This is a genomic window from Bacteroides sp. D2 (assembly GCF_025147085.1).
GTDB lineage: Bacteria > Bacteroidota > Bacteroidia > Bacteroidales > Bacteroidaceae > Bacteroides.
Map to the genome: position 1 here is coordinate 2,985,954 of NZ_CP102261.1, position 26,123 is coordinate 3,012,076.

Annotated in this window: 14 protein-coding genes; all 14 read left to right on the top strand. The window is 38.6% G+C overall.

From position 1 onward, the window contains the following. The first annotated feature begins 10 nt into the window (after window positions 1-10). Window positions 11-2,548 (top strand): glycoside hydrolase family 38 C-terminal domain-containing protein, encoded by a 2,538-nt coding sequence (locus NQ505_RS10460; RefSeq protein WP_009000385.1) that lies wholly within the window; start codon window positions 11-13, stop codon window positions 2,546-2,548. A gap of 36 nt (window positions 2,549-2,584) precedes the next feature. Continuing rightward, complete coding sequence (locus NQ505_RS10465) at window positions 2,585-4,924, top strand: GH92 family glycosyl hydrolase (RefSeq protein WP_009000386.1); 2,340 nt, start codon at window positions 2,585-2,587, stop codon at window positions 4,922-4,924. A gap of 119 nt (window positions 4,925-5,043) precedes the next feature. Then, the gene (locus tag NQ505_RS10470) at window positions 5,044-8,187 is read left to right on the top strand and encodes a SusC/RagA family TonB-linked outer membrane protein (RefSeq protein ID WP_009000387.1); all 3,144 of its coding nucleotides are present in this window, start codon (window positions 5,044-5,046) and stop codon (window positions 8,185-8,187) included. A 15-nt stretch (window positions 8,188-8,202) separates the two neighbouring features. After that, window positions 8,203-9,714, top strand: a complete 1,512-nt coding sequence (locus NQ505_RS10475) for a RagB/SusD family nutrient uptake outer membrane protein (RefSeq protein ID WP_009000388.1) — start codon at window positions 8,203-8,205, stop codon at window positions 9,712-9,714. 63 nt (window positions 9,715-9,777) lie between these two features. Next, complete coding sequence (locus NQ505_RS10480) at window positions 9,778-11,130, top strand: DUF5005 domain-containing protein (protein ID WP_232293041.1); 1,353 nt, start codon at window positions 9,778-9,780, stop codon at window positions 11,128-11,130. A gap of 80 nt (window positions 11,131-11,210) precedes the next feature. Then, entirely contained in the window at window positions 11,211-11,678 is a 468-nt protein-coding gene (locus NQ505_RS10485; protein WP_009000391.1) for a hypothetical protein, read from the top strand. Between the two features lie 11 nt (window positions 11,679-11,689). Continuing rightward, window positions 11,690-12,706, top strand: a complete 1,017-nt coding sequence (locus NQ505_RS10490) for a DUF4961 domain-containing protein (protein WP_009000392.1) — start codon at window positions 11,690-11,692, stop codon at window positions 12,704-12,706. 166 nt (window positions 12,707-12,872) lie between these two features. After that, window positions 12,873-14,279, top strand: coding sequence for an SGNH/GDSL hydrolase family protein (locus NQ505_RS10495; RefSeq protein WP_009000394.1), 1,407 nt, complete (start codon window positions 12,873-12,875; stop codon window positions 14,277-14,279). 26 nt (window positions 14,280-14,305) lie between these two features. Beyond that, the gene (locus NQ505_RS10500) at window positions 14,306-16,996 is read left to right on the top strand and encodes a family 78 glycoside hydrolase catalytic domain (RefSeq protein ID WP_009000395.1); all 2,691 of its coding nucleotides are present in this window, start codon (window positions 14,306-14,308) and stop codon (window positions 16,994-16,996) included. 168 nt (window positions 16,997-17,164) lie between these two features. Then, complete coding sequence (locus tag NQ505_RS10505; RefSeq protein ID WP_009000396.1) at window positions 17,165-19,447, top strand: GH92 family glycosyl hydrolase; 2,283 nt, start codon at window positions 17,165-17,167, stop codon at window positions 19,445-19,447. A 73-nt stretch (window positions 19,448-19,520) separates the two neighbouring features. Next, window positions 19,521-21,629 (top strand): GH92 family glycosyl hydrolase, encoded by a 2,109-nt coding sequence (locus tag NQ505_RS10510; protein WP_009000397.1) that lies wholly within the window; start codon window positions 19,521-19,523, stop codon window positions 21,627-21,629. A gap of 41 nt (window positions 21,630-21,670) precedes the next feature. Beyond that, window positions 21,671-22,804, top strand: a complete 1,134-nt coding sequence (locus tag NQ505_RS10515; RefSeq protein ID WP_009000398.1) for a glycoside hydrolase family 130 protein — start codon at window positions 21,671-21,673, stop codon at window positions 22,802-22,804. Window positions 22,805-22,815: 11 nt separating this feature from the next. Then, window positions 22,816-24,357 carry a family 43 glycosylhydrolase gene (locus NQ505_RS10520; protein WP_009000399.1) on the top strand — a complete coding sequence of 514 codons (1,542 nt, stop codon included), beginning with the start codon at window positions 22,816-22,818 and terminating at the stop codon, window positions 24,355-24,357. A gap of 113 nt (window positions 24,358-24,470) precedes the next feature. Beyond that, window positions 24,471-25,853, top strand: a complete 1,383-nt coding sequence (locus NQ505_RS10525; RefSeq protein ID WP_259828322.1) for an SGNH/GDSL hydrolase family protein — start codon at window positions 24,471-24,473, stop codon at window positions 25,851-25,853. Window positions 25,854-26,123 lie beyond the last annotated feature (270 nt).

Consider the following 26,123-nt stretch of genomic DNA (forward strand, 5'->3'; position numbering starts at 1 on the left):
GCAGAATCCCATGACTAGAATTTATATCATATTATTAGCAATTTTCTTTTGTAGTAATGTTCGTTCACAGCAAGCTTATTTTGTTGATGGATATCATGGCGGAATATATGGCCATTATCCAGTAAGCTGGAAAACACAGTTTATAGTAGATCAACTGTCTATGCATCCTGATTGGCGGATCTGTTTGGAGATAGAACCGGAAACATGGGATACAGTGCGTGTGCAGACTCCTGAAGCTTATCAGCGTTTTAAGAATGTGGTGGCAGGTAAGCAGGTCGAGTTTACAAATCCTGCTTATGCCCAACCTTATTGTTATAATATATCAGGTGAGAGTATTATTCGACAATTTCAATATGGTATAGCTAAAATAAATAAACATTTTCCAAAGGTAGATTTTGTTACTTATTCTGTGGAGGAGCCTTGTTTTACAAGTTGTCTACCACAGATTCTTAAACTATTTGGTTTTAAATATGCTGTGTTAAAATGCCCCAATACATGTTGGGGAGGATATACAGCAGCTTATGGTGGTGAGTTGGTTAATTGGATTGGATCTGACGGTACTTCTATTTTAACCGTTCCTCGATATGCTTGTGAAGAACTGGAACAGAAATCTACTTGGCAGACGACTGCTTGGGGAAATTCAGATACATATTTGAAAGCTTGCCGTGATGCAGGTATCAAACATCCGATTGGCATGTGCTTTCAGGATGCCGGGTGGAAAAATGGTCCGTGGATAGGAAGCGGGAAGAATACAAAAAACAGTTCTATATATATGAGATGGAGAGATTACATTAAGAATGTCTCTATTGGGAAAACGGATGATAATTGGTATTTCTCACAAGAAGATATGCATGTGAATCTTATGTGGGGAAGTCAGGTTTTACAAAAGATTGCACAAGAAGTGCGCGTTTCTGAAAATAAGATTGTGATGGCGGAAAAAATGTCTGTAATGGCTTATCTGATGAATGGCTATAGCTGTGCGCGGGCAGATGTGGATGAAGCATGGCGTACTTTAATGTTAGCGCAACATCATGATTCATGGATTGTTCCTTATAATAGATTGAACAAACAGGGAACGTGGGCAGATGCGATTAAAAGGTGGACAGATCAGACAAATGTAATTGCTGATAAAATTACTGAATTATCTATGCAGAGCTTTGATAAAGGCAATGGTGTTGTTGACAAACAGCAAAAATATATACGTGTCTACAATACACTGGGAAGTGAAAGGACTGAAATTGTGAATGTTTTACTTCCTTATGAGTTTGTAGATATGGATTGGGAAGTCTATGATTGGAGAAAGAAAAAGGTAGGTTGTTCTGTAGAAAGAGAAGGAAAACAAATAAGATTATTATTTGAAGCAAAAGTTCCTCCCTTCGGTTATTCTACATATTGCATCAAAAGAAAAGGCTTGGGTAAAAAGATAGTTTCAAGAAGTGTGAAAGTGAATGATAACGAATGGACAGTCGAGAATGATATGTATAAGATTATTTTTGACTTATCGAAGGGAGGGATTATTAAAAGCTTGGTAGCAAAAAAAGAAGGAAATAAAGAATTTGCTAAACAATCAGGTGAATATGCTTTAGGTGAATTGAGAGGATATTTTTACGAAGAGGATAAGTTTCATTCTTCTACAGAAACTCCTGCACGGATGATTATTTTGCAGGATAATGAATATGGGAAGAAAGTAAGGATAGAAGGTGAAATAGCTTCACATCCGTTTACGCAGACTGTGACTCTTCTTCAAGGAGATAAGTGTATTGATTTTAATCTGACTATTGATTGGAAAAAGAATGTAGGTATTGGAGAGTATAAAGAAAAGTCTTGGCGTAATAATCGCAGGGCATATTGTGACGATCGATTTAAGTTAAGTGTATTGTTTCCGGTAGATCTTTGTTCTCCTCGTATTTATAAAAACGCTCCGTTTGATGTATGTGAGAGCAAATTGGATAATACTTTTTTCAATACTTGGGATCAGATAAAACATAATATCATTCTTCACTGGGTAGACTTGGCGGAACAAGAAGGAGATTATGCATTGGCTTTATTGTCAGATCACACTACTTCTTATTCTCATGGACAGGATTACCCATTGGGACTGACTGTACAGTATTCTGGTCCTGGACTTTGGGGACCTGACTATAAAATTACAGGTCCACTGACTATAAAATATGCTATTATTCCTCATCGTGGAAAATGGGATAAAGCTTCAATAGCTACTAGTAGTGATCGCTGGAATGAGCCGTTACTATATTCTTATCACTCATCGGCAAAACTTGAATCCATGTCTTTTGTTGACTTGCAGGATACCGGATATCAAGTAAGTGCTGCTTATTTACAGGATGGAAAGATTGTGTTACGTCTATTTAATACTGAAGGAGATCAAACACAACGTAAAATTACTTTTGGCATGCCCTTATCCAGTGTAGAGGAAATAGATTTAAACGGAAACAGTATTGAAAGAAAGAAGATAGAGATACATACCGGAAAAACAGAAATGGTTATTTCTATGCCTCGTTTTGGTATCAAGACCTTTGTTCTTAAATAATTAAAACATATTCTATTAATAGTAAACTGATTTTTTATGTATAAAGCGACTGCTAATCTTTTAATTGCGTGCTCTTTCTTATGGATGATTGCTTGTTCATCACCAAATGCAGCTACAGCAGACTTGATTCCGACAGATTATGTAAATCCGTTTATTGGTGCCAGTACGAGTGTAGGTGCTGCTGGCGTTTATCATGGACTCGGTAAGACCTTTCCTGGAGCAACGACTCCTTATGGTATGGTGCAAGTGAGTCCGAATACAATAACGGGTGGTGATAATGGCTCTGGATATAGTGATGAACATAAAACAATTGAAGGATTTGCTTTTACTCAGATGAGTGGAGTGGGATGGTTTGGAGATTTGGGAAACTTTCTGGTGATGCCTACAACTGGTAAACTGCTTAAAGTGGCAGGTAAAGAGAATAATGATAGTATAGAGGGATATCGTTCTGCTTATAACAAAGTAACTGAAACTGCTAAAGCTGGATATTATTCAGTAGAACTGACCGATTATAAGATTAAGGTGGAGACTAGTGCGACCCCACATTGTGGAATACTACGTTTTACTTATCCTTCTAACAATCAATCCCGTATCCAAATAGACTTGGCGCGCAGAGTAGGAGGAACGTCTACCTCTCAGTATGTTAAAGTTATAGATGATTATACAATTCAAGGTTGGATGAAATGTACGCCTGATGGTGGTGGATGGGGTAATGGTGAAGGAAAAGCCGATTATACAGTTTATTATTATGCGCAATTTAGTAAACCTTTGATTGATTATGGTTTTTGGAGTGCCGATATTCCTGACCATTGGATTCGGAAACGTGATGAAGTGGTTAGTATTCCTTATTTGACACGTGTTTCTCAGGCTCCGGTAATAACGGGCAAAAAGGAATTGGAAGGTAAACATTTGGGCTTTTTTACGGAATTTCCGACAAAGGAAGGAGAAGACGTTGAAATGAAAGTTGGTATTTCCTTTGTTGATATGGAGGGGGCAGCTAATAACTTTAAACAGGAGATTGCCTCTAAAAACTTCGATCAGGTGAAAAAAGAAGCAAATGAGTTGTGGAATAAAGAACTTAGCCGCATACAAATATCTGGAGGTACAGACGATGAAAAAACGATCTTCTATACAGCTCTATATCATACAATGATTGATCCTCGTATTTATACAGATGTAGATGGACGTTATATAGGTGGTGATTATAAAGTACATACAAGTGATAGTACATTTACAAAACATACTATTTTTAGCGGATGGGATGTATTTCGCAGTCAGTTCCCTTTACAGACGATCATTAATCCGGGCTTGGTGAGTGATGAATTGAACTCTTTGATTTCCATGGCTGATCAAAGTGGACGTGAATATTATGAACGATGGGAATTTTTGAATTCTTACTCCGGTTGTATGCTGGGAAATCCTGCTTTATCTGTATTAGCGGATGCTTATGTGAAAGGAATTCGTACTTATGATGCGGGGAAAGCATATAAGTATGCTGTCAATACCTCTTGCCGTTTTGGTAATGATTCGTTAGGTTATACTCCAGGGGTGTTGAGCATCTCACATACATTGGAATATGCTTATGCTGACTGGTGTATATCTCAATTGGCCAAAGCTTTGGGAAAAGAAGATGATGCAAAACGTTTTTTTGAAAAAGGGCAGGCTTATCATAATATTTTTGATAAAGAGAAAGGATGGTTTCGACCTCGTAATGTAGATGGTACCTGGCAAGCGTGGCCGGAGAATGCACGTCTGATAGAATGGTATGGTTGTATAGAGGCAAATGCCTATCAACAAGGGTGGTTTGTTCCACACGATGTTTTAGGAATGGTAAATTTGATGGGAGGTAAAGAGAAAGTGATCGCAGATTTAGTAGACTTTTTTAATAAAACTCCTTCTAGTCTATTATGGAATGAATATTATAATCATGCGAATGAACCGGTACACTTTGTTCCTTTCTTGTTTAACCAGCTTGCTGTACCTTGGTATACGCAAAAGTGGACTCGTTATATCTGTGAGAAAGCCTATGCGAATGAAGTAGAAGGAATTGTTGGAAATGAGGATGTAGGGCAGATGTCAGCGTGGTATATTTTGGCTTCTTCTGGTCTTCATCCTTCTTGCCCAGGCAATACACGAATGGAAATAACAAGTCCTGTTTTTGATAAGGTGGAATTCCGTCTTGATCCCAAATATTATTCTGGTACAAAGTTTACCGTAATTGCCCACAATAACAACATCGACAATTTGTATATACAGAAAGCCTTACTGAACGGTAGGGAATATCATAAATGCTATTTGGAGTTTGAAGATATTGCAGCAGGTGGTGTTTTGGAACTTTATATGGGCAATACACCAAATAAAAAGTGGGGTGAATAAATGGTGAGCGATTTGAAATACATAATGTTCAATATAGAATGACTTGAAAAGTTTGGATGATTTTAAGTTGTTCTATAAATAATATAAGATAATTTGTTAATTAAATTTTATTTACTATTATGAAAAGAAGACAAAGAGCGGATGCATTTAGTGCATTTCCTGGAATTGTAAAAATGATGTTGTTCTTGACTTTGCTGTTATGGAGTGGAATCCAAGCAAAGGCCTCTTCGGACAACATTTTGCAGCAAGCGGAAAAAACAATTTCTGGTTTAGTGACAGATGAAAGTGGCGAGCCCTTGATAGGGGTAACAGTGATGGTTAAAGGTACAAGAATAGGTACTACTACTAATCTTGACGGGGTATTTACATTAAAGATACCGACAAATGCAGGAACATTGCAATTTTCTTATATGGGAATGAAAACCATGGAATTGCCTATCGGTAATAAGTCGCAGTTTAAGGTAGCGATGGAATCAGATGCTGTATTGATTGATGATGTAGTGGTTATCGGGTATGGTACTCGTTCGAAAAAAGACATGTCGATTTCAGTTAGTTCTGTGAAGGGTGATGAACTGAACAACAGACCCTCGGCCTTTAACATTATGCAAAGTGTAGCAGGAAAGGTAGCCGGTGTACAAAACATTTCAATGTCTGGTAGACCAGGTGGATCATCATCCTTACGTGTTCGTGGTATGGGTTCCATCAATGCTGGAAAGGATCCGATTTATGTACTGGATGGTGTAATCGGAGTGGATCCGGATATAATAAATTCCGCTAACGTGGAATCCATTGATATTCTTAAAGATGCTGCTGCAACAGCCATGTACGGTGCACAGGGTTCAAATGGAGTTGTTCTTATAACTACCAAAAAAGGTAAAAAAGGGAAAGGTACAATCACTTATGATGGTAAGGTAGGGTTTGGTTTTATGAACCGTAAACTTGATATGCTGAACGCAGATGAGTATATGGAAGTTCAAAAACGTGCATATGCATATAGTGGGCAAACCATGCCTCATTTGACAACACCTTATGAAAACCTATTCTATTACGCCAAAGATGATGCGGGTAATTATCAGTACGACGATAAGGGACTTTTAATTGCTTCTCCGAAGTATAACACGGATTGGCAAAAGGCAGTAACTCAAACAGCTATAACTAATGACCATATTCTTTCTTTTTCATCAGGAAATGAAGATACAAGTATATATGCCAGTATTGGATATCAAAATCAGGAAGGGTTGATAAAAGAGAGTGAATATGAACGTTATTCGGCTACATTGAATGTAAGAACTAAAATAAAAGATTGGTTCCGCATCCAGCTTGTAGGGACTGTAGGAAGTCAAAAAGGTAATAATAACGATATGGAAGGTTCCTTTAATCAGGGAGCTATCAGAAACATGATCGAGATGCCACCTATTGTTCCTATAAAATATGATGATGGAACGTGGGGGCGTAAGCATGATTATCCTTTGTCAGAAACAGCGGAGAACCCTCTGTTATTACTTCAGGACAGAAAGAATGAATGGAAATCCAACTTTTCTTTGTTCAGTTTGAATGCTACATTTGATATCACTAAGAAGTTGACATTTACAACTCAGGGAGACTATCAGGTGTCAAACAGGAAAGAAATGAGTTATGCCAAAGCTGGTCTTTTTGATGTAAGTGAAAACAATGGCGGATATGCTGACATTAAAAATATGGATACTCAAAAACTTACTACTGAAAATTATTTTACTTATACTGATACATTTTTTGATGGAAAGCTTAGTTCAAATTTTGTTTTGGGAGCTAGCTGGTATTATAACCATGCAGAAGAATCTTCTTCGGGTTCCGAACAATACTTTGATGATTCATTTGATTACCATAATTTATCAGCAGGTACAACATGGCATGAACCGAAGTCTGGTATGAATCAGAATACTATGAATTCATATTATTTTAGAATGAACCATAGTTTTCTTGATAGATATTTACTCGGTTTTACATTCAGAGCCGATGGTGCTTCGAATTTTGGTACCAATAATAAATATGGATATTTTCCATCTGTATCAGCAGGATGGCGTATTTCCGAAGAAAAATTCTTCTCTCCTGTAAAAGATGTCCTTAGCCAAATGAAATTGAGAGCTAGTTATGGTATCGTAGGGAATGCTTCTATACCAAATTACAGAACTATATCACAATATAGTAATGGTTCTACTGTATTTAATAAATCACTTAATTCGTATGTAGTTCTTAGCAATTTGGGTAATAAAGACTTGAAATGGGAATCATCACGTCAATTCAATATTGGGGTTGATATGAGTTTCTGGGATAATCGCTTAGAGGTGATTATGGATTATTATCACAAATCCACGAAAGATTTATTATTCGAAAAGCAAGTTCCTTTTACAACCGGCTATACAACAACATGGACTAATCTTGGAGAAATTGTGAACAAGGGTTTTGAGGCAACCGTTACTTCACGTAATATTCATACTCGTGATTTCATGTGGGTAACAGATTTAGTGTTTTCTACGAATAAACTAGTAGTTGCAGATATCAATGGAGAAACGATTGATACAGGAAATAACACTATAGCTAGAGAGGGAGAAAAGTGGGCATCGTATTATGTGTATAAAAGATTAGGGACCTGGGGATTAGCAGAAGTAGCTGAAGCAGCTAAATATGGTAAGAAACCAGGGGACATTAAATACGAAGATGTGAATGGAGACTATAAAATAGATGAAGAAGACCGTCAGATTATGGGAAGCGGTACACCTAAAGGAAGTTTGACAATGGTAAACACTTTCACTTATAAAGGTTTCTCTTTGATGGTTGACTTGAACTATACCTATGGTTTTAAAATTATGGATATAACAAACTCAATGCTAGAAAACAGACCATTATATAGTAATAATGTTAAATCTATACTTAACGCTTGGACTCCAGAGAACCAAAATACAATGATTGCCGCATTACGGCTTCCTTCAGATAATTATTTTGGAGAAAATGAAAAGGATTCATATATGCTTCATAAAGGTGATTTTTTGCGACTTCGCAATATCTCATTATCATATACTTTCACTCCTAAAGTAATAAAAGCACTTAAAATATTCGATAGTTTATCTGTAGGGGTTTCTGCTGAAAACTTATTAGTGATCACAAAATATCCTGGATATGATCCAGAGGTTGGGGCATTTAATGCAGATAGTGGACAAAGTATTGACTTCTATGCTTATCCTCGTCCAACTACTATAACTGGTAATATAAAGGTTGTGTTTTAAAAAAAATAGACGATTATGAAAAAAATATATTCAATTTTATGTGGGTTGATTACCCTAGTGGTGATTGCAACATCGTGCGATGCATTTCTTGAGGAGAAACCTAAAACATTTCTTACTCCTGAATTATACTTTCAGAATGAAGGACAAGTAGTTGCAGCAGTTAATGGGCTATATACATTCTTGGATGACATTTTTGATGGAGATATAGAGCCCGGTTCACAAACATTTATTTTTGTAGAATATTTGTCTGGATATGGTGAACGACTTCGTGGATCTGGTACTCAAGATTTGGCACAAGCCAATAATCTAAATGTTGCAGATAATAATGGATATGTTCAGAAATTTTGGGAAACAGGATATAAAGCCATAGAAAACAGTAATAGCATTATTGAAGGTATTGAATCTATGGAACAGGGAATTTTAAGTGAAGATAAAAAGGATGAGTTGCTGGGTGAAGTTTATTTTATGCGCGCATATTATTATTTCAATTTGGTGAGGCTTTACGGCCCTGTGCCATTGAAATTGATCAGCACATCAGATTTGTCAAATGTGGAAATAAAATTGACATCTATTGAAGGTGTATATGACCAGATAGATAAAGATCTGACGAAGGCTGGTGAACTTATGGAAAAAAGTGCTTGGACAAATGCTAATGGAAGAGTGTCTAAAGGGGCTGTGAAATCATTGCATGCCAAAGTTTATCTGACAATGGCTGGATACCCACTGCAAAAAGGTACGGAATATTACCAGAAGGCATATGCAAAAGCCAACGAAGTGTATAAAAGCAAAGCGTTTAGATTGTTCGATACGTATGAAGAGTTGAGAACCACTGAAAATACTGGTGAGCATATATGGTCTATCCAGAGAGAAGCTGATAATGCAGGCTCTCCTGTTCATGGTAATATGTTGCCTTATCCTGCACCTGCAAAGGCAATTTCAGCGAATGCAGTATATGGTGGTGCGTTAGTTCCAACTATGTTATTTTATAATTCATATCCTGCTGGAGATAAACGTAAGGATGAACAGGCATTTTATTACACAGAACATGAAGCTCTTGATAAGTCTGCAATAGTTCAGTTGGGAAGACCATACATATATAAATATTGGGATGATGAGGCAGCATCTACAGGAAAATCGGGTGCAAACTATACGTTATTGCGATACGCTGATGTATTGTTGATGATGGCTGAAGCAAAAGCACAGGCAGACGGAGGTACGACAACTGATGCCGATGCGGTTGATGCATATTATGCCGTGAGAAAAAGAGCATTACCTGCGGAAGTAAAACCAACATCAGTAAAGACGAATGATATCTTGAAAGAAAGATTTTGGGAAATTTGCTTTGAAGGACAAACATGGTATGATATGTTGAGAACTCGTAAGGCTTTGCATGCTGTTACAGGTCAAATAGTAGATATGATTGGTTATCAGACTCCTGGACACGGAGCTGCATTTAAGGAAGCAGATCTTCTATTACCATATCCTATTCGGGAAAAACGTTTGAATCCTAACTTGAAAAGGGACTAAAATATACCGTTGAAAAAGATCTTGAAAATAAATAGCTTGATAATGAAGTGTAACTCCAAATATATGGTATTCATAGCATTTTGTTTGTGCTTTTTCTTTTCTTGTTCAGATGATGAGGGCACAAAAGAGAATCCTTTTGGGAATGGGGAAAGTGATACTTTTATAAAGGTTACTAACTCCTCGAATGCTGATACATTGTACTTGTCGTGGGAACTTACCGATACTAAAGTAAGTTTTGATAATTATAGGTTTGAATTAGAAAAACCGAAAACAATTAAAACTGTAGGGAAGGATGAAACGAAATTCTATTTCACTCATGTACCGTATAATGAACCTGTATCTATATCTATATCATTAATCAAAAAAGATGAGGTTATAAAAAACTTCTCAACCAAAGTAAAGATTGATGGTCTTGATAAAAAGATATCCGGAATTATTATTCCGGACCAAGGTAGTGTTACAGGGGGAGATGGTATGTATTCGATCCCGTTACCCGATGGTAGAAGTATATTTCTAATGGGTGATTCATATATCGGAACTGTTACTAATGGACAACGCTCTGCTTCGGACCATATGTATAGGAATACATATATTGTGTATAATAAAGGAAAAGTCAATGCTATTTATGGAGCTAATAGCAATAAGAACGCTTCGGCAGCCGTTCCTCCCGAATTTCTGGATGAGAAGAAATGGTATTGGCCTGGACATGGATTTGTAGATGACAACAAGCTATACATTTTTCAAACATTGATGTATCAAGGAGGAGATGATATGTGGGGCTTCAGATATGAAACCACCCATGTCCTAGAGTATAATTTGCCAGACTTTGAGTTGGTGAAAACGACTCCTATACCTTTCAAGGGTTCAGAGGATATTCATTATGGGATGGCGGTGCTGAAAGAAAGTGATTATGTTTATATCTATGCTCAGGTGGATGTAAGTAACGATATGGACCCTATATCTGAAGTGTTGGTTGCAAGATCTACTATGAATAGTTTATATACAGGTTGGGAATATTATACAGATTCCGGCTGGAGTACAAATGCTTCGGCAGCAGTTAAGTTGAAAGGCTTGACAAGTGTACCTGTTTCTTCACAGTTTAATGTATTTAAATTGTGTGATAAATATGTTTTGCTAACACAAAAGAAAACATTTAATTCAGGGGAAATATATACATTCATAGCAGATACTCCATATGGTCCATGGCGTAATAAACAACTTATTTTCAAGACATATGAACAAGATATTCCACATTTATTCACTTATAATGCGATGGGCCATCCTCAATTCGAAAAAGACGGGATGATACTAGTGAGTTACAATGTCAATACTGAAGTTTTTGCAGAACAATTTAGTGATGTAACTACCTATCGTCCTCGGTTCTTTTGGGTTGAAATAGATAAGATATTAAAATAAATGAGAAGTTAGGATGTGTTGTTACAGAAGTAAATTATACAATATATCTATAGCTCAAAACAATAAAAGTAAAACAGAATATGAAAAAGAATACATTAATTTTTGCAATAGTTTCATTGCTATTCTCTCTTTCAGGTTGTAATACTGACGACCGGGTAAAGATGAGTGATAATTATCCTGTTGATGGTGATATAAATTATGGTATCAGACAGGTTATGCAGTACGATGAAGTAAATATAAATGGTATAGATGTTGCTTCAAAGTTTCCGTTTTTTGAAACACTTAGGCTGACCATACACTATACGGACAGTAAAATAAGTGGAGTTACTTTTTCGAATGGAGAAGTACCTTTCTCTCCTTATAATTTTGAGGTCCCGTCAGGGAAAGTAGACTGTTATTTGGATACCGATGCTCTTCCCAATGAATTACGTATAACCGGGACAGATCATGTTATCGCTTATTATCAGAATGGAGAATTCAGTGTTCCTTTTAAGTTGGATTGTCCGTCACTGGATTATAAATATACCTTTAAAAGTATTAATCAATAAATTGAATACATATGAAACTCATGAAAAAAAGCAAACACTTGTTGCTACTTTTGGTTGCATCATTCCTTGTTGCCACTTGTATGACTATAGAGGATATTATTCATCCTGACAATGCGCAGGTAGATAGTGATATTAATATCTCTGTAAAAATAAAGATTGCTGCTGAAACAGATGGAAATAGTAAATTAGCATTTGGTATATTGGTACCCAAAAGTTGGAATGTAGCTAACAATGCTACTCTGACACTTACGACTGCAGCAGGTTTTGCAGGTAATGTCGTTACTAATGAACCCATGGTACTTGTGGGAGCTGGAGAGAAAAACCCATCGGATGCTTTGCCTTGGGCAGCTTCGTTTCAAAGTAAAATAGGTGTGCTGGAGAATACAGGACCGGTTGAGTGGGTCGTATTTAAATCTGCTACTACATTTCAGATCAATGATAAGGTTGCAGAGCAAAAAGAAGTAAGTGGTACAGTGAATATAAAACTCCATACAGGAGGAAGAGCTATAAAGTTCTTTATGGGATACACATTCTGTGGCGAAGCATTTGGATTTAACAGCGAGAAATATCCGGATGATTATGTTAAAGCCTCTAAAGTGCTTGAAGTAACAGGGGGAGACGAACCTATGATGGATTTCACCGCCGATCCTGCGATTTCCTTTGTTCCAGCAACTTTTGGTTTTGGTGATATATTCTCAATTAAGTACAATGAACCCCATTATGTGACAGAAGGAGGTCTTAAGGGTGGAGAAGTTTATCTTATGGGGAAAGTCACATACGAAGAAAATGGAGTAGAAAAAGAAAAAACTGTAGATGAAACAAGTAGTAAGACACTGATGGATGAATTAGGTGATATGGGGCAGGTAACTTCATGGCAGAAATATATTTACCCGAAAGAGTTTTTTGGATTGTCAAAAGAGTCTGTCATTTTAAATATCAAGGTTCATTTTACAAATAAGGATAAAAGCATTGTTATTTTGGATAACGAAACAAATAGTGATTTTGTAGTAGAAGAAACATGCGAATAACGAATAAAGTGGGGATCTTAGTTTATAGGATCTCCACTTTTGTCTTTTTTGATAGCAATAAGATAGATAATTTTAGTTCTCATATGTAAGTGGTGATATTTCTCCAATTTTATATAAGCTATACAGAGAGCTGGGTAACACTTTGCCATAGAACGTTTTATGACTAATGAACATTAAAATAAATAAGCGATTCTTGCTGATATGCCTGTTTTATATGAGTAGTGGTTGTTTGCAGGCACAATCAGTCATACCTCCTTTTAAAAAGGGGGAACGTGTGGTATTTACTGGGAATAGTATTACTCATGGTGGTCATTATCATTCTTTTATTTGGTTGTATTATATGACCCGTTTTCCTGATAAACCTATTACTATTATGAATGCAGGTATTGGTGGAGAGAGTACGTGGGATATGAAGGCCCGGTTGGATGATGATGTTTTCGACAGAAAGCCAACCTACGTGACTCTTACGTTTGGCATGAATGATACAGGTTATGATATTTATATGAAAGATAATGCGAATGAACTGTCAGAACAACGGATTGTCAAGTCATTGGATAGTTTTAGGGAAATAGAGGGACGGTTATTGGCTAAAAATAAAATAACCAAAGTATTGATCGGTGGTTCTCCTTATGATGAAACTTCGAAGTTTAATAATTTCATTTTGCATCAGAAGAATAATGCTATTCTGAAAATAATAGATGCTCAGCGTGTATCGGCAAAGAAGAATGGTTGGGGCTTTGTTGATTTTAATGAACCGATGCGTAAAATCAGTTTGGAAGAACAAAAAAGAGATTCCACATTTACTTTTTGCAGAGTAGACCGTATTCATCCTGATAATGATGGGCAGATGGTGATGGCTTATTTGTTTCTGAAAGCTCAGGGATTGGCAGGATATGAAGTTTCGGAATTTTCAATCGATGCTCAACATTTGGATGTAATAGTTCATAAGAACTGTAAAATATCGAAGTTGAAGAGGGGAAAGAAGAATTTGACTTTTGATTATTTGGCTTATGCTCTTCCTTATCCTTTGGATTCCATTCCACGACATGGCTGGGGAAATATGAAATCACAGCGTGATGCAATGCAGCTAGTTCCATTTATGAAGGAATTTAATCAAGAACGTTTTCAAGTACATAACTTGGAAAAAGGAATTTACCAGCTAACTATAGATGACCAATATATAGATAATCTTTCATCTGGGCAATTAATGAAAGGGATTAATTTGGCAGATTACCCGACTACCCCCCAATATCAGCAAGCGATGAAGATTATGTACCTGAATGAAGAACGATTTGAAATAGAGAAACGATTCAGAGAATATTTGTGGACAGAATATTCTTTTTTGAGGAAGGAAGGGCTTCTTTTTGTTGATAATCAGAAAGCTATTGATAAATTACAAGAATACTTACCTAAAGATTTATTTCTTCGAGCGAGCTATGGCTGGTATATCAAAGCAATGCATCCTGAAATACGTAAGGTATGGAAGAACTATATGAATTCTATTATTGAAGCTATTTATAAAATAAACAAACCGGTAACTCATCGGGTGAAACTAATTAGAATGGAACAATGATTTGATTATATTAAAATATATAACTGATGTTTATGAGGAATATACGAATTTTATTATATGTAGGGTTAATTGGTTGTTTTTTTTGTCAATCAATCTTTGTTTATAGCAAAGCAAAAAAGTATTCTTTCAAACTGATTGATTTGAAGTGTGAGGGACTTGTAAATCCTTTGGGTATTGATAGTAGGATTCCTCATTTCAGTTGGAAATTAAAGGGTGACGGTTTGAAAGAAGGGCAAGCTTATTATGAGATACAGGTTTCTTCAGATAGTCTTTTACTAATGCAGGATAAAGCCGATTTGTGGAATTCCGGAAAAATAAAGTCAGGTGCTTCGGTGATGGTACCTTATCAAGGCAGACCTCTGTCTTCCCGTTCATTATGTTATTGGAGAGTTCGCATATGGGACTTTAAAAAACAAGTTTCGGAATGGAGCCCGGTAGCTCGTTTTTCTATCGGTCTTTTGAACAAATCACAAGTGCACGGTGAATATATAGGGGCATCTATTGAAGGAGGACAGATCTGCGCGCCTATTCTTCGTAAAAAAATAAATATAGAGACAGTAGAAACGGCTTTTTTACATGTGAACACATTGGGGTATCACGAGATCTATCTTAATGGAAAAAAAATTAGCGAAGCTGTTCTGACACCTGCTGTGTCTCATTTGACTAAACGTTCATTGATTGTTACTTATGATGTTACCCCTTATCTGAAAAAAGGGGAAAACGATTTGTTGATTTGGCTTGGGCAAGGTTGGTATAAAAATACTACTTATGGAGCAGTTTATGATGGTCCATTAGTAAAAGCAGAATTGAATGTATTACGCAATGGCAAATGGAAAGTACTAACTAAAACTGATAATTCATGGTTTGGGCGTGAGAGTGGGTATTCAGATAGAGGTACTTGGCGTGCATTGCAATTTGTCGGTGAAAAAGTGGACGGAAGAATATTGCCAACAGATCTTTCAACACAGGCTTTGAACCAAATGGAATGGGCTCCGGTAGTAACGGTGGAAGTTCCTGAACATATTGTTTCACCTCAAATGTGTGAAGTGAATAAAATCCATAGAATACTATCACCTGTTTCTATAAAGAAATTAGCTAAAAGCACTTGGCTGATAGATATGGGACAAGTACAGACCGGATGGTTTGAAATGCGTATGCCTGTATTGCCTATTGGACATGAAGTTATAATGGAATATAGTGATAATCTGACTAAGGAGGGAGAATTTGATAGACAGGGTGAAAGTGATATTTATATATCTGGTGGTCGGGAAGGCGAGTGTTTTAGAAATAAATTTAATCACCATGCCTATCGTTATGTGCGCATCTCTAATCTTCCTGTAAAACCGGAAGGGGAATGGATGAAATCTCTTCAAATTTGCGGTGATTATCAGCAAACTGCTACTTTTGAATGTTCGGATTCTGATTTGAATGCTATTCATAACATGATTCAGTACACGATGAAGTGTCTCACCTTTAGTGGGTATATGGTAGATTGTCCACACTTGGAACGTGCCGGATATGGTGGTGACGGGAATTCTTCAACTATGTCTTTACAAACGATGTATGATGTAGCTCCAACGTTTGAGAATTGGGTACAGACCTGGAGTGACTCAATGCGCGAAGGAGGAAGTTTACCGCACGTAGGACCCAATCCCGGTGCTGGTGGCGGTGGTCCTTATTGGTGCGGATTTTTTGTGATGGCTCCTTGGAGGACTTATGTTAACTATAATGATTCGAGGCTGATTGAGAAATACTATTCTCAAATGAAAGAATGGTTTAAATATGTTGATAAATATACTGTTGATGGTTTATTGAAACGCTGGCCTGATACGAAATACCGTGATTGGTATCTTGGTGACTGGTTGGCACCGGTGGGAGTGGATGCTGGCATTCAATCCTCCGTTGATTTGGTAAACAATTGTTTTATTAGTGAATGTTTGGGCGTAATGAGTAAAATAGCCTTTACATTGGGTAAAAAAGAAGAAGCAGAAGAGTATGCTACCCGTAAAGAAAAACTCAATAAACTGATACATCAGACTTTCTATCAGCCTAATGAAGGTATTTATTCTACAGGTTCACAGTTAGATATGTGTTATCCTATGTTGGTCGGTGTCGTTCCTGATGATTTGTATAATACAGTGAAAGAGAAGATGATGGTTGTAACTGAACAAAAATATAAAGGTCATATCGCGGTTGGATTGGTGGGAGTACCAATTTTGACGGAATGGGTGATTCGGAATAAAAAGGTGGATTTTTTCTATCAGATGTTGAAGAAACGTGATTATCCCGGTTATCTGTACATGATTGATAACGGAGCAACAGCAACTTGGGAATATTGGAGTGGTGAGCGTAGTCGGGTACATAACTGCTATAATGGTATTGGAAGTTGGTTTTATCAGGCTATAGGAGGAATACGTCCTGATGAAGCTGCACCTGGGTATCGTCATGTTTATATCGATCCTCAAGTTCCAAATGGACTAACTTGGGCTAGGGTTACAAAAGAATCGCCTTATGGCACTATTGTCGTTAATTGGGAGTTGAAAGATAACCTAATGCATCTTCAACTTTCGGTTCCTGCAGGAACAACTGCTATTGTATGTGTTCCTGATACTGCTGTTTCATGTAAAATGAACAATAAAAAAGTTAATATTGGAAAGAAAATAGTTCCAGTAGAAAAAGGAGACTATGATTTCGTATTTAGCTTGAAGATACAGTAGTTTATATTAGAACTGTATTTGGGTTCTTCAATAAAATAATTGTTATGTCAAAAGAGGGTGATGTAGTGTGCTATACGTCATTCTCTTTTTTGTTTTTTGAGAGAGAGTTTAGTGGTAATTATACTTTTATTCGTCTTAATAAAGTAAATCATCATAATATACATATAAATGATAACTATAAAAAAACTATTAGTTGGGATTATAGCAGTTTTTTTTCCTTCAGGGATGCAAGCTCAAGCGAAAGACTTGGTGCAATACGTCAATACGTTGCAGGGCACTGATTCTCATTTCGGATTAAGTTATGGAAATACATATCCTACTACCGGTATGCCTTATGCCATGCATACCTGGTCTGCACAAACCGGGAAGAATGGAGAGGGCTGGAAGTATCAGTATGCGGTAGATGCCATCAGAGGATTCTGCCAGTCACATCAATGCAGCCCGTGGATGAGTGATTATGCCGTATATTCCTTTATGCCGATGGTGGGAGAACTAGTCGTTAATCAGGATAAACGGGCGACGAAATTTAGTCATGACAATGAAATTGCCAAGCCGCATTATTATAAAGTAACACTGAATAATGGCATTACCACCGAAATGGCACCGACTACCCGCGGCGTGCATTTGCGTTTTTCCTATCCTTCTACCGGAGATGCCTATCTGGTGATCGACGGATATACAGATATGAGTGAAATCAAAATAGATCCCGCCAAGAGACAAATATCCGGTTGGGTGAATAACCAGCGTTTTGTAAATAATTCCAAGACATTCCGCAGTTATTTCGTTGTGCAATTCGATAAAGCATTTGAAGATTACGGCGTATGGGAAAATCAGAAAGATGAAATCTTCTCTAAAAAACAGGAGGGAGCAGGCAAAGGTTATGGTGCTTATATCAAGTTTAAAAAAGGCTCGAAAGTACAAGCTAAGGCAGCCTCTTCCTATATCAGTGCAGAACAGGCTGTGATTACTTTGAACAATGAACTGGGTAAAGACTCCAATCTGGAAACCACTAAAGTCCGTGGACAAAAAACATGGAATGAACTGCTGAACAGAATTCAGGTAGAGGGTGGAACAGAAGAACAAATGAAGACTTTTTATTCATGTCTGTTCCGTGCTAATCTCTTCTCACGTAAATTCTACGAACGTAAAGCGAACGGAGAACCTTATTATTACAGCCCTTACGATGGCAAAGTATATGACGGATATATGTATACCGATAATGGATTCTGGGATACTTTCCGTTCACAGTTCCCACTGACCAATATTCTTCATCCCACCATGCAGGGACGTTATATGAATGCTTTGCTTGCCGCACAGGAACAATGCGGTTGGCTGCCATCCTGGTCGGCTCCCGGAGAAACGGGAGGAATGTTGGGTAATCACTCCATCTCATTATTGGCAGACGCATGGGCAAAAGGCATCCGTACCTTCGACCCGGAAAAAGCATTGAAAGCATACGCACACGAAGCGATGAACAAAGGTCCTTGGGGAGGAGCCAACGGACGCGGCTTCTGGAAAGAATATTTTGAACTGGGATATGTTCCTTATCCGGAATCAATGGGATCAAGTGCCCAGACCATGGAATATGCTTATGATGACTTCTGTGGTTACCAGCTGGCAAAAATGGTCGGAAATAAACACTATCAGGAAGTTTTTGCCCGTCAGATGTACAACTATAAGAATGTATTCGATCCATCCATCGGCTTTATGCGTGGAAAAGGAGTCGATGGCAAATGGCAGGAACCGTTTGATCCGCTGGAATGGGGCGGACCTTTCTGTGAGGGCAATGCTTGGCATTATACCTGGTCGGTATTCCATGATACCGAAGGATTAATCAACTTGTTCGGAAGCGATGAGAAGTTTACTACCAAAATAGATTCAGTGTTTACCCTGCCCAGCACTATCAAGCCGGGAACATACGGAGGAGTGATCCATGAAATGAAAGAAATGGAAATCGCAGGGATGGGACAGTATGCGCATGGCAATCAGCCGATTCAGCACATGCCTTACCTGTATAGCTATGCCGGACAGCCATGGAAAACACAGTATTGGGTACGTCAGATTGTTGAAAGACTCTATAATTCAACAGAAAGAGGATATCCGGGTGACGAAGACCAAGGCGGTATGTCATCCTGGTATATATTAAGCTCATTAGGCATTTATGCCGTTTGTCCGGGTACGGATGAATATGTGATTGGCAGTCCATTATTTAAAAAGGCTACCATAACGCTAGAAAACGGAAATAAGTTTGTGATCGAAGCAAATAACAACAATAAAGAGAGTGTCTATATCCAGTCTGCTACTTTGAATGGACGTGTATTGGATAAGAATTTTATTAAATATGACGATATAGCAGACGGTGGTACGCTCCGTTTTGAAATGGGAGGGCAACCGAATAAAGAGAGATGTACGTCAAAATATGCCGCTCCTTTCTCTCTGTCGAAAGAATAAGAAAAGAAACAACGAAATACAGTATGAAAAATAAAGTTTTAACAGGTTTATTATTATTGGTATTGATTGGAGGGTGGGGAGCCTCCTGGCACAGAATGCCGGGAGCAATTATGCCCGTCAGGTGAATACACTGATAGGTACAAAAGGCGTTGGTCTGACTTCGGGATATCTTTATCCCGGAGCCACCTATCCTTATGGAATGGTGCAGTTCACCCCTTCTTACTTTTCCAAACGTTCCGGATTCGTTATCAACCAATTGAGTGGCGGCGGTTGCGAACACATGGGCAACTTCCCTACTTTTCCGGTAAAAGGCAAACTGAAGATGTCTCCGGACAACATTCTCAATTATCGTATCAATATCTCTGAAGAAAAAGGACATGCCGGCTATTATGAGGCAATGGTGCAGGAAGATATCAAAGCCAAACTGACTGTGACCGAAAGAACCGGTATGGCGAATTATGAATATCCGGCAGATCAACAATATGGTACGGTCATTATCGGTGGAGGTATTTCCGCCACTCCGATCGATCAGGCAGCCATCGTAATCACTGCACCGAATAAGTGTGAAGGTTATGCAGAGGGTGGCAATTTCTGCGGTCTGCGTACACCGTATAAAGTCTATTTCGTTGCAGAATTTGATGCCGATGCCTTGGAATCGGGAACCTGGAAAAGAGATGAACTGAAACCGAACACCACTTTTGCCGAGGGAGAATATTCCGGAGTCTATTTTACTTTTGATGTAAGCAAGAAGAAAAATATCCAGTATAAGATTGGTGTTTCTTATGTTTCCGTAGAAAATGCACGTGAGAATCTGAAAGCAGAGAATACCGGATGGGACTTCTTACAGATTCAAAACCAGGCAGAATCCAAATGGAATGACTACTTGGGTAAAATCGAAGTAGAGGGCACTAATCCGGACCGGACCACTCAATTTTATACCCATCTGTATCGTTCGTTCATTCACCCGAATGTATGCAGTGATGTGAACGGAGAGTATATGGGAGCTGATTTCAAGGTGCATAAGTCCCGTTCTAAACACTACACCTCTTTCAGCAACTGGGATACCTATCGCACACAGATTCAATTATTGTCGATGCTCGATCCCGAAGTAGCTTCTGATATTGTGATTTCTCACCAACTGTTTGCTGAAGAAGCTGGCGGCGCTTATCCACGTTGGGTCATGGCGAATATTGAAACCGGAGTGATGCAAGGAGATCCGACTCCTATCCTGATCTCTAATGCCTATGCTTTTGGTGCCCGTAATTATGATCCGAAGCCGATTTTCAAAATAATGAGAAAGGGAGCCGAAGAACCGGGAGCAATGTCGCAGAATGTGGAGGCGCGTCCGGGATTGAAACAGTATTTGGATAAAGGATATTATAATGCTTCCATTCAATTGGAATATACTTCTGCGGATTTTGCCATCGGACAGTTTGCATTGCACGCCGTAGGAGATGAATTTGCAAGTTGGCGTTATTTTCATTTTGCACGTTCATGGAAGAATCTGTACAATCCGGAAACCGGCTGGTTGCAATCACGTAATCCGGATGGTTCGTGGAAACCTCTGACTGAAGACTTCCGTGAATCGACCTATAAGAATTATTTCTGGATGGTGCCTTACGATATTGCCGGTCTGATTGAAATAATCGGTGGAAAAGCCGCGGCAGAGAAACGTTTGGACGAATTCTTCACCCGTCTGGATGCCGGCTACAATGATGCCTGGTTTGCTTCCGGCAATGAACCGAGTTTCCATATCCCCTGGATATACAACTGGGTGGGAACTCCCTACAAAGCACAGGAAATTATCAACCGTGTATTGAATGAACAGTATTCAAGTAAAATTGACGGTCTGCCGGGTAATGATGATTTAGGTACGATGGGTGCCTGGTATGTGTTTGCCTGTATCGGTCTTTATCCCGAAATACCGGGAATAGGAGGCTTTACTGTAAATACACCAATCTTTTCATCGGTGAAAGTTCATCTGAAGAAAGGAGATATAGTGATAAAAGGCGGTTCGGAAAAGAATATCTATATCAAATCCATGAAGTTGAATGGCAAACCGTATGATAGTACATGGATAGACTGGGATCAACTTAATAATGGTGGGACTATTGATTTTGCTACCTCGGCCAAACCCGATGTAAAATGGGGAACTAAAGTGGTGCCTCCCTCTTTCCCTTAAAAAGAAAGTAAGTCGGTTAATAACTAATATCAAACGTAAGAATGAAAAGAAAACTACAGAACATAGCTTATCTACTGATGGCTGCCGCATTCGTTACTTCATGCGGCGAGAAGAAACAAACATCCGAATTTCCGGATTGGGCGTGGGCGGACTTCCAGCGTCCGGAAGGTGTTAATCCAATTATCTCACCTGATACTACTACTATTTTCTATTGTCCGATGAGGCAGGATTCAGTGGCATGGGAGGCGAGCGATACATTCAATCCGGCTGCCACCGTTTATGATGGAAAAGTAGTAGTGCTCTATCGGGCTGAAGATAATTCGGCAACCGGTATCGGTTCACGTACTTCCCGTTTAGGATACGCTTCTTCCAACGACGGAATCCATTTCCAACGAATGACTGTTCCCATATTTTATCCGGCAGACGATAGCCAGAAAGAACTCGAGAATCCGGGTGGTTGCGAAGACCCGCGCGTTGCCGTAACAGAAGACGGACTCTATGTAATGCATTACACACAATGGAACCGTAAACAGGCACGTTTGGCAGTGGCCACCTCACGTGACCTCCAAACTTGGGAAAAACACGGACCTGCTTTTGCCAAAGCCTATAATGGAAGATTTCTGGATGAATTCTCAAAGTCTGCCTCTATCCTGACTAAATTAGTTGACGGCAAACAAGTGATCGCTCAAATAGATGGGAAATACTGGATGTATTGGGGAGAAAAGTTTGTCAATGTAGCTACCTCCACAGACCTCGTCAACTGGGAACCAATGTTGGATGAAAACGGCGAATTCCTGAAAGTCATGATACCCCGTCCGGGTAAATTCGACAGTGATCTGACCGAGTGTGGTCCTCCTGCTATCCTGACAGATAAAGGAATCCTGTTGTTTTATAACGGTAAAAATAAATCGGGTGCAGAGGGAGATACGCTTTATATAGCGAATTCTTATTGTGCCGGACAAGCCCTGTTTGATAGTAAAGACCCTACCAAACTGATCGATCGTCTGGATAAACCGTTCTATACTCCCGAATCAGACTTTGAGAAAAGCGGACAATATCCTGCCGGAACGGTATTTATCGAGGGACTTGTATTCCACAACCAGAAGTGGTTCCTCTATTATGGCTGTGCTGATTCTCGCGTGGCAGTTGCCGTATACGACCCTCTCAAAAAATAAAGAAAATGTTCATGAAGAAGATCATAATCTTTCTGTTTGGTATTTGTCTTGCGCCACAACTTGTGGCGCAAGAACAACAGTACTTTATGAATCCGGTTATCCGGGGCGACATGCCCGATCCGTCCATGATCCGGATAGATGATACGTATTATGCCACAGGAACATCATCCGAGTGGGCTCCTTTCTACCCGGTATTCACATCCAAAGACATGGTCAACTGGAAACAGGTGGGGCATATCTTCTCCAAACAACCCTCCTGGACTTCAAACTCATTCTGGGCACCGGAGCTATATTATCACAATAATAAAGTCTATTGCTACTACACTGCCCGTCAGAAAAGTACCGGAATTTCTTATATCGGAGTAGCCACCTCGGATTCTCCTTTGCATGAATTTACCGATCATGGTCCGATCATAACGTATGGAACAGAGGCCATTGATGCATTTATCTATGATGACAATGGGCAATTGTATATTAGCTGGAAAGCGTATGGATTGGACAAACGTCCGATAGAACTGCTGGGAAGTAAACTCTCTGCCGACGGATTACGTTTGGAGGGCGAACCTTTTTCTCTGTTGGTAGATGAGGAAGAGATAGGCATGGAGGGGCAGTATCATTTCAAACAAGGCGATTATTATTACATCGTCTATTCGGCTCACGGTTGCTGTGGTCCCTCTAGTAACTACGACGTATATGTGGCACGTTCCAAAAACTTCTGTGGACCGTATGAAAAATATGCCGGAAATCCCATTTTGCATGGAGGTGAGGGTGATTATATTTCATGTGGTCATGGCACAGCGGTAAAAACTCCCGATGGAAGAATGTTTTATTTGTGTCATGCCTATTTAAAGGGAGAAAACTTCTATGACGGACGCCAACCTGTTCTACAGGAAATGGAGGTGGCAGCAGATCATTGGGTGCGTTTTAAAACGGGTAATATTGCCGTCGCCAAGCAACCCATGCCTTTTAAAACAACCCGGCAGAAACCTCTTACAGACTTTGAAGATCGCTTTCAAGATAGTAAATTGAAAATTGACTGGACTTGGAATTATCCTTATTCGGATGTAAATATTGCATTAAAGAAAGAAAAACTTTCTCTGTCCGGCACTCCGAAAAAAGACAATAAACAGGGTACTGCATTATGCTTACGTCCACAATCTTCGCACTATAGTTGTGAAACCAAAGTGATTCGTGCGAATGAAAGTTTGCAGGGATTAACCTTGTATGGTGATGATAAGAATTTGGTAACTTGGGGAGTCAAAGGGAATAAATTGCAGTTGAAAATGCTGAAAGACAATTCAGAATCAATACTCCATGAATCCAGTCTCACTACTGATAAAGACATTTATCTGAAGATAGAGGTAGAACAGGGTTGTATTTTCAACTTCTACGAAAGTAAGGATGGAAAGACATGGAAATCTGTATTGGATACTTCCTTAAAAGGAGCCTTTTTGACTCGTTGGGACAGAGTGCAACGTCCGGGATTACTTCACTGCGGTGCTGAAGATGTGCCAGCGGAATTTGCTTATTTCAAAATGAGAAACTTGAAATAAACAAACAGAACAATGAATAAATGAACTGGATGATAAATAAGCGAATTAATCGGATAAAGACAGATAAAACAATGTATATCAACTTATAGTATTTGTAAAAAAGATATTAAGACATGAAAAAGATTTTTGTATTGATTGCGGCAGTTTGTATGACATATACTACTGCTTTTGCTCAAACAGTGAAGCCTTTTAAAGAGGGTGAAAGAGCAGTATTTTTAGGAAATAGTATCACGGATGGCGGTCATTACCATTCGTATATCTGGTTGTATTATATGACTCGTTTTCCGAATATGCCTCTCCGCATATTGAATGGTGGTATTGGCGGAGATACGGCATACGATATGAACAAACGCTTGGATGGAGATATTTTCCCTATGAAACCCTCTGTATTGATGGTTACTTTTGGTATGAATGACTCCGGATATTTTGAATATAACGGGGATAATCCCAAAGAATTCGGTGAACAGAAATATCAGGAAAGTATCAAGAACTACCAGCAAATGGAGAAGCGTTTCAAAGATCTTCCTGATACCCGTATTGTGATGGTCGGAACTTCCCCTTATGATGAAACCGTGCAATTGAAAGAGAATGTACCGTTCAAAACAAAGAACGAAACTATCAAACGTATCGTTGAATATCAGAAAGAATCTGCAGCTAAGAACAATTGGGAATTTACGGATTTGAACGCTCCTATGGTTGCTTTGAATCAACAAAACCAACAGAAAGATCCGGCATTTACTCTTTGTGGCAGCGACCGTATTCATCCGGATAATGACGGACACATGGTGATGGCTTACCTTTTCCTGAAAGCACAAGGATTTGTGGGTAAAGAAGTAGCAGAGGTGGAGATAAATGCTAATAAGAAACAGGCAGTTAAAGCAGAGAATTGTACAATCTCAAATATCAAGAAGAACGGAAAAGATTTGAGCTTTGATTATCTGGCAGAAGCTCTTCCTTATCCTTTGGATACTATCGCTCGTGGATGGGGACAAAAAAAAGGTCAGGCAGAAGCTACGAAAGTCATTCCTTTTATGGATGAAATGAATCGTGAAGTTCTGAAAGTAACAGGTCTGAAAGGTGATTATAAATTGTTGATCGATGAGGAAGAAATCGGAACATGGAGTGGAGATGACTTGGCAAAGGGTATTAATCTGGCTGCCGAATCCAAGACTCCTCAATATCAACAGGCATTAGCTGTGATGCATCTGAATGAATATAGATGGGAGATTGAGAGAAGTTTCAGAGATTATGCATGGACTCAATTTGGTTTCTTTCAACAAAAAGGATTGCTTTTTGCCAATGACAGACAAGCTATCAAGGTTATGGATGAAAATCTTGAGAAGAATGGATGGCTGAAAGGACATCGGGATGGTTATACCAGAATGATGTCTGATGCTGTACGTGAGGCTCGTGAACAGGAAATGGATGTTCTTATCAATAAGATTTATGAGGTTAATAAACCTGTAGTAAGAAAGATTCTGCTAAGAAAGATTTAAAACAAAAGCAATGATGCTAATGACTGTAATCATTATCAGGGAACAGCAATTATCATCAGGTTATTCGGATAACCATTAGCAGGGAAGTACACAGGGAAGTATATGCTCATCATAATGAGAAATTATTCTCATTATGATGAGTATTTTTTCTCATACCTTTGAGAAAAAGTTCTCATAGCGATGAGAAAAAATTCTCAAAGGCATGAGAATAGTTGAGAAATATAAGTTGATAAGTTGTTGTTAGGTAATGGCTTATAATAAGGTAATGCC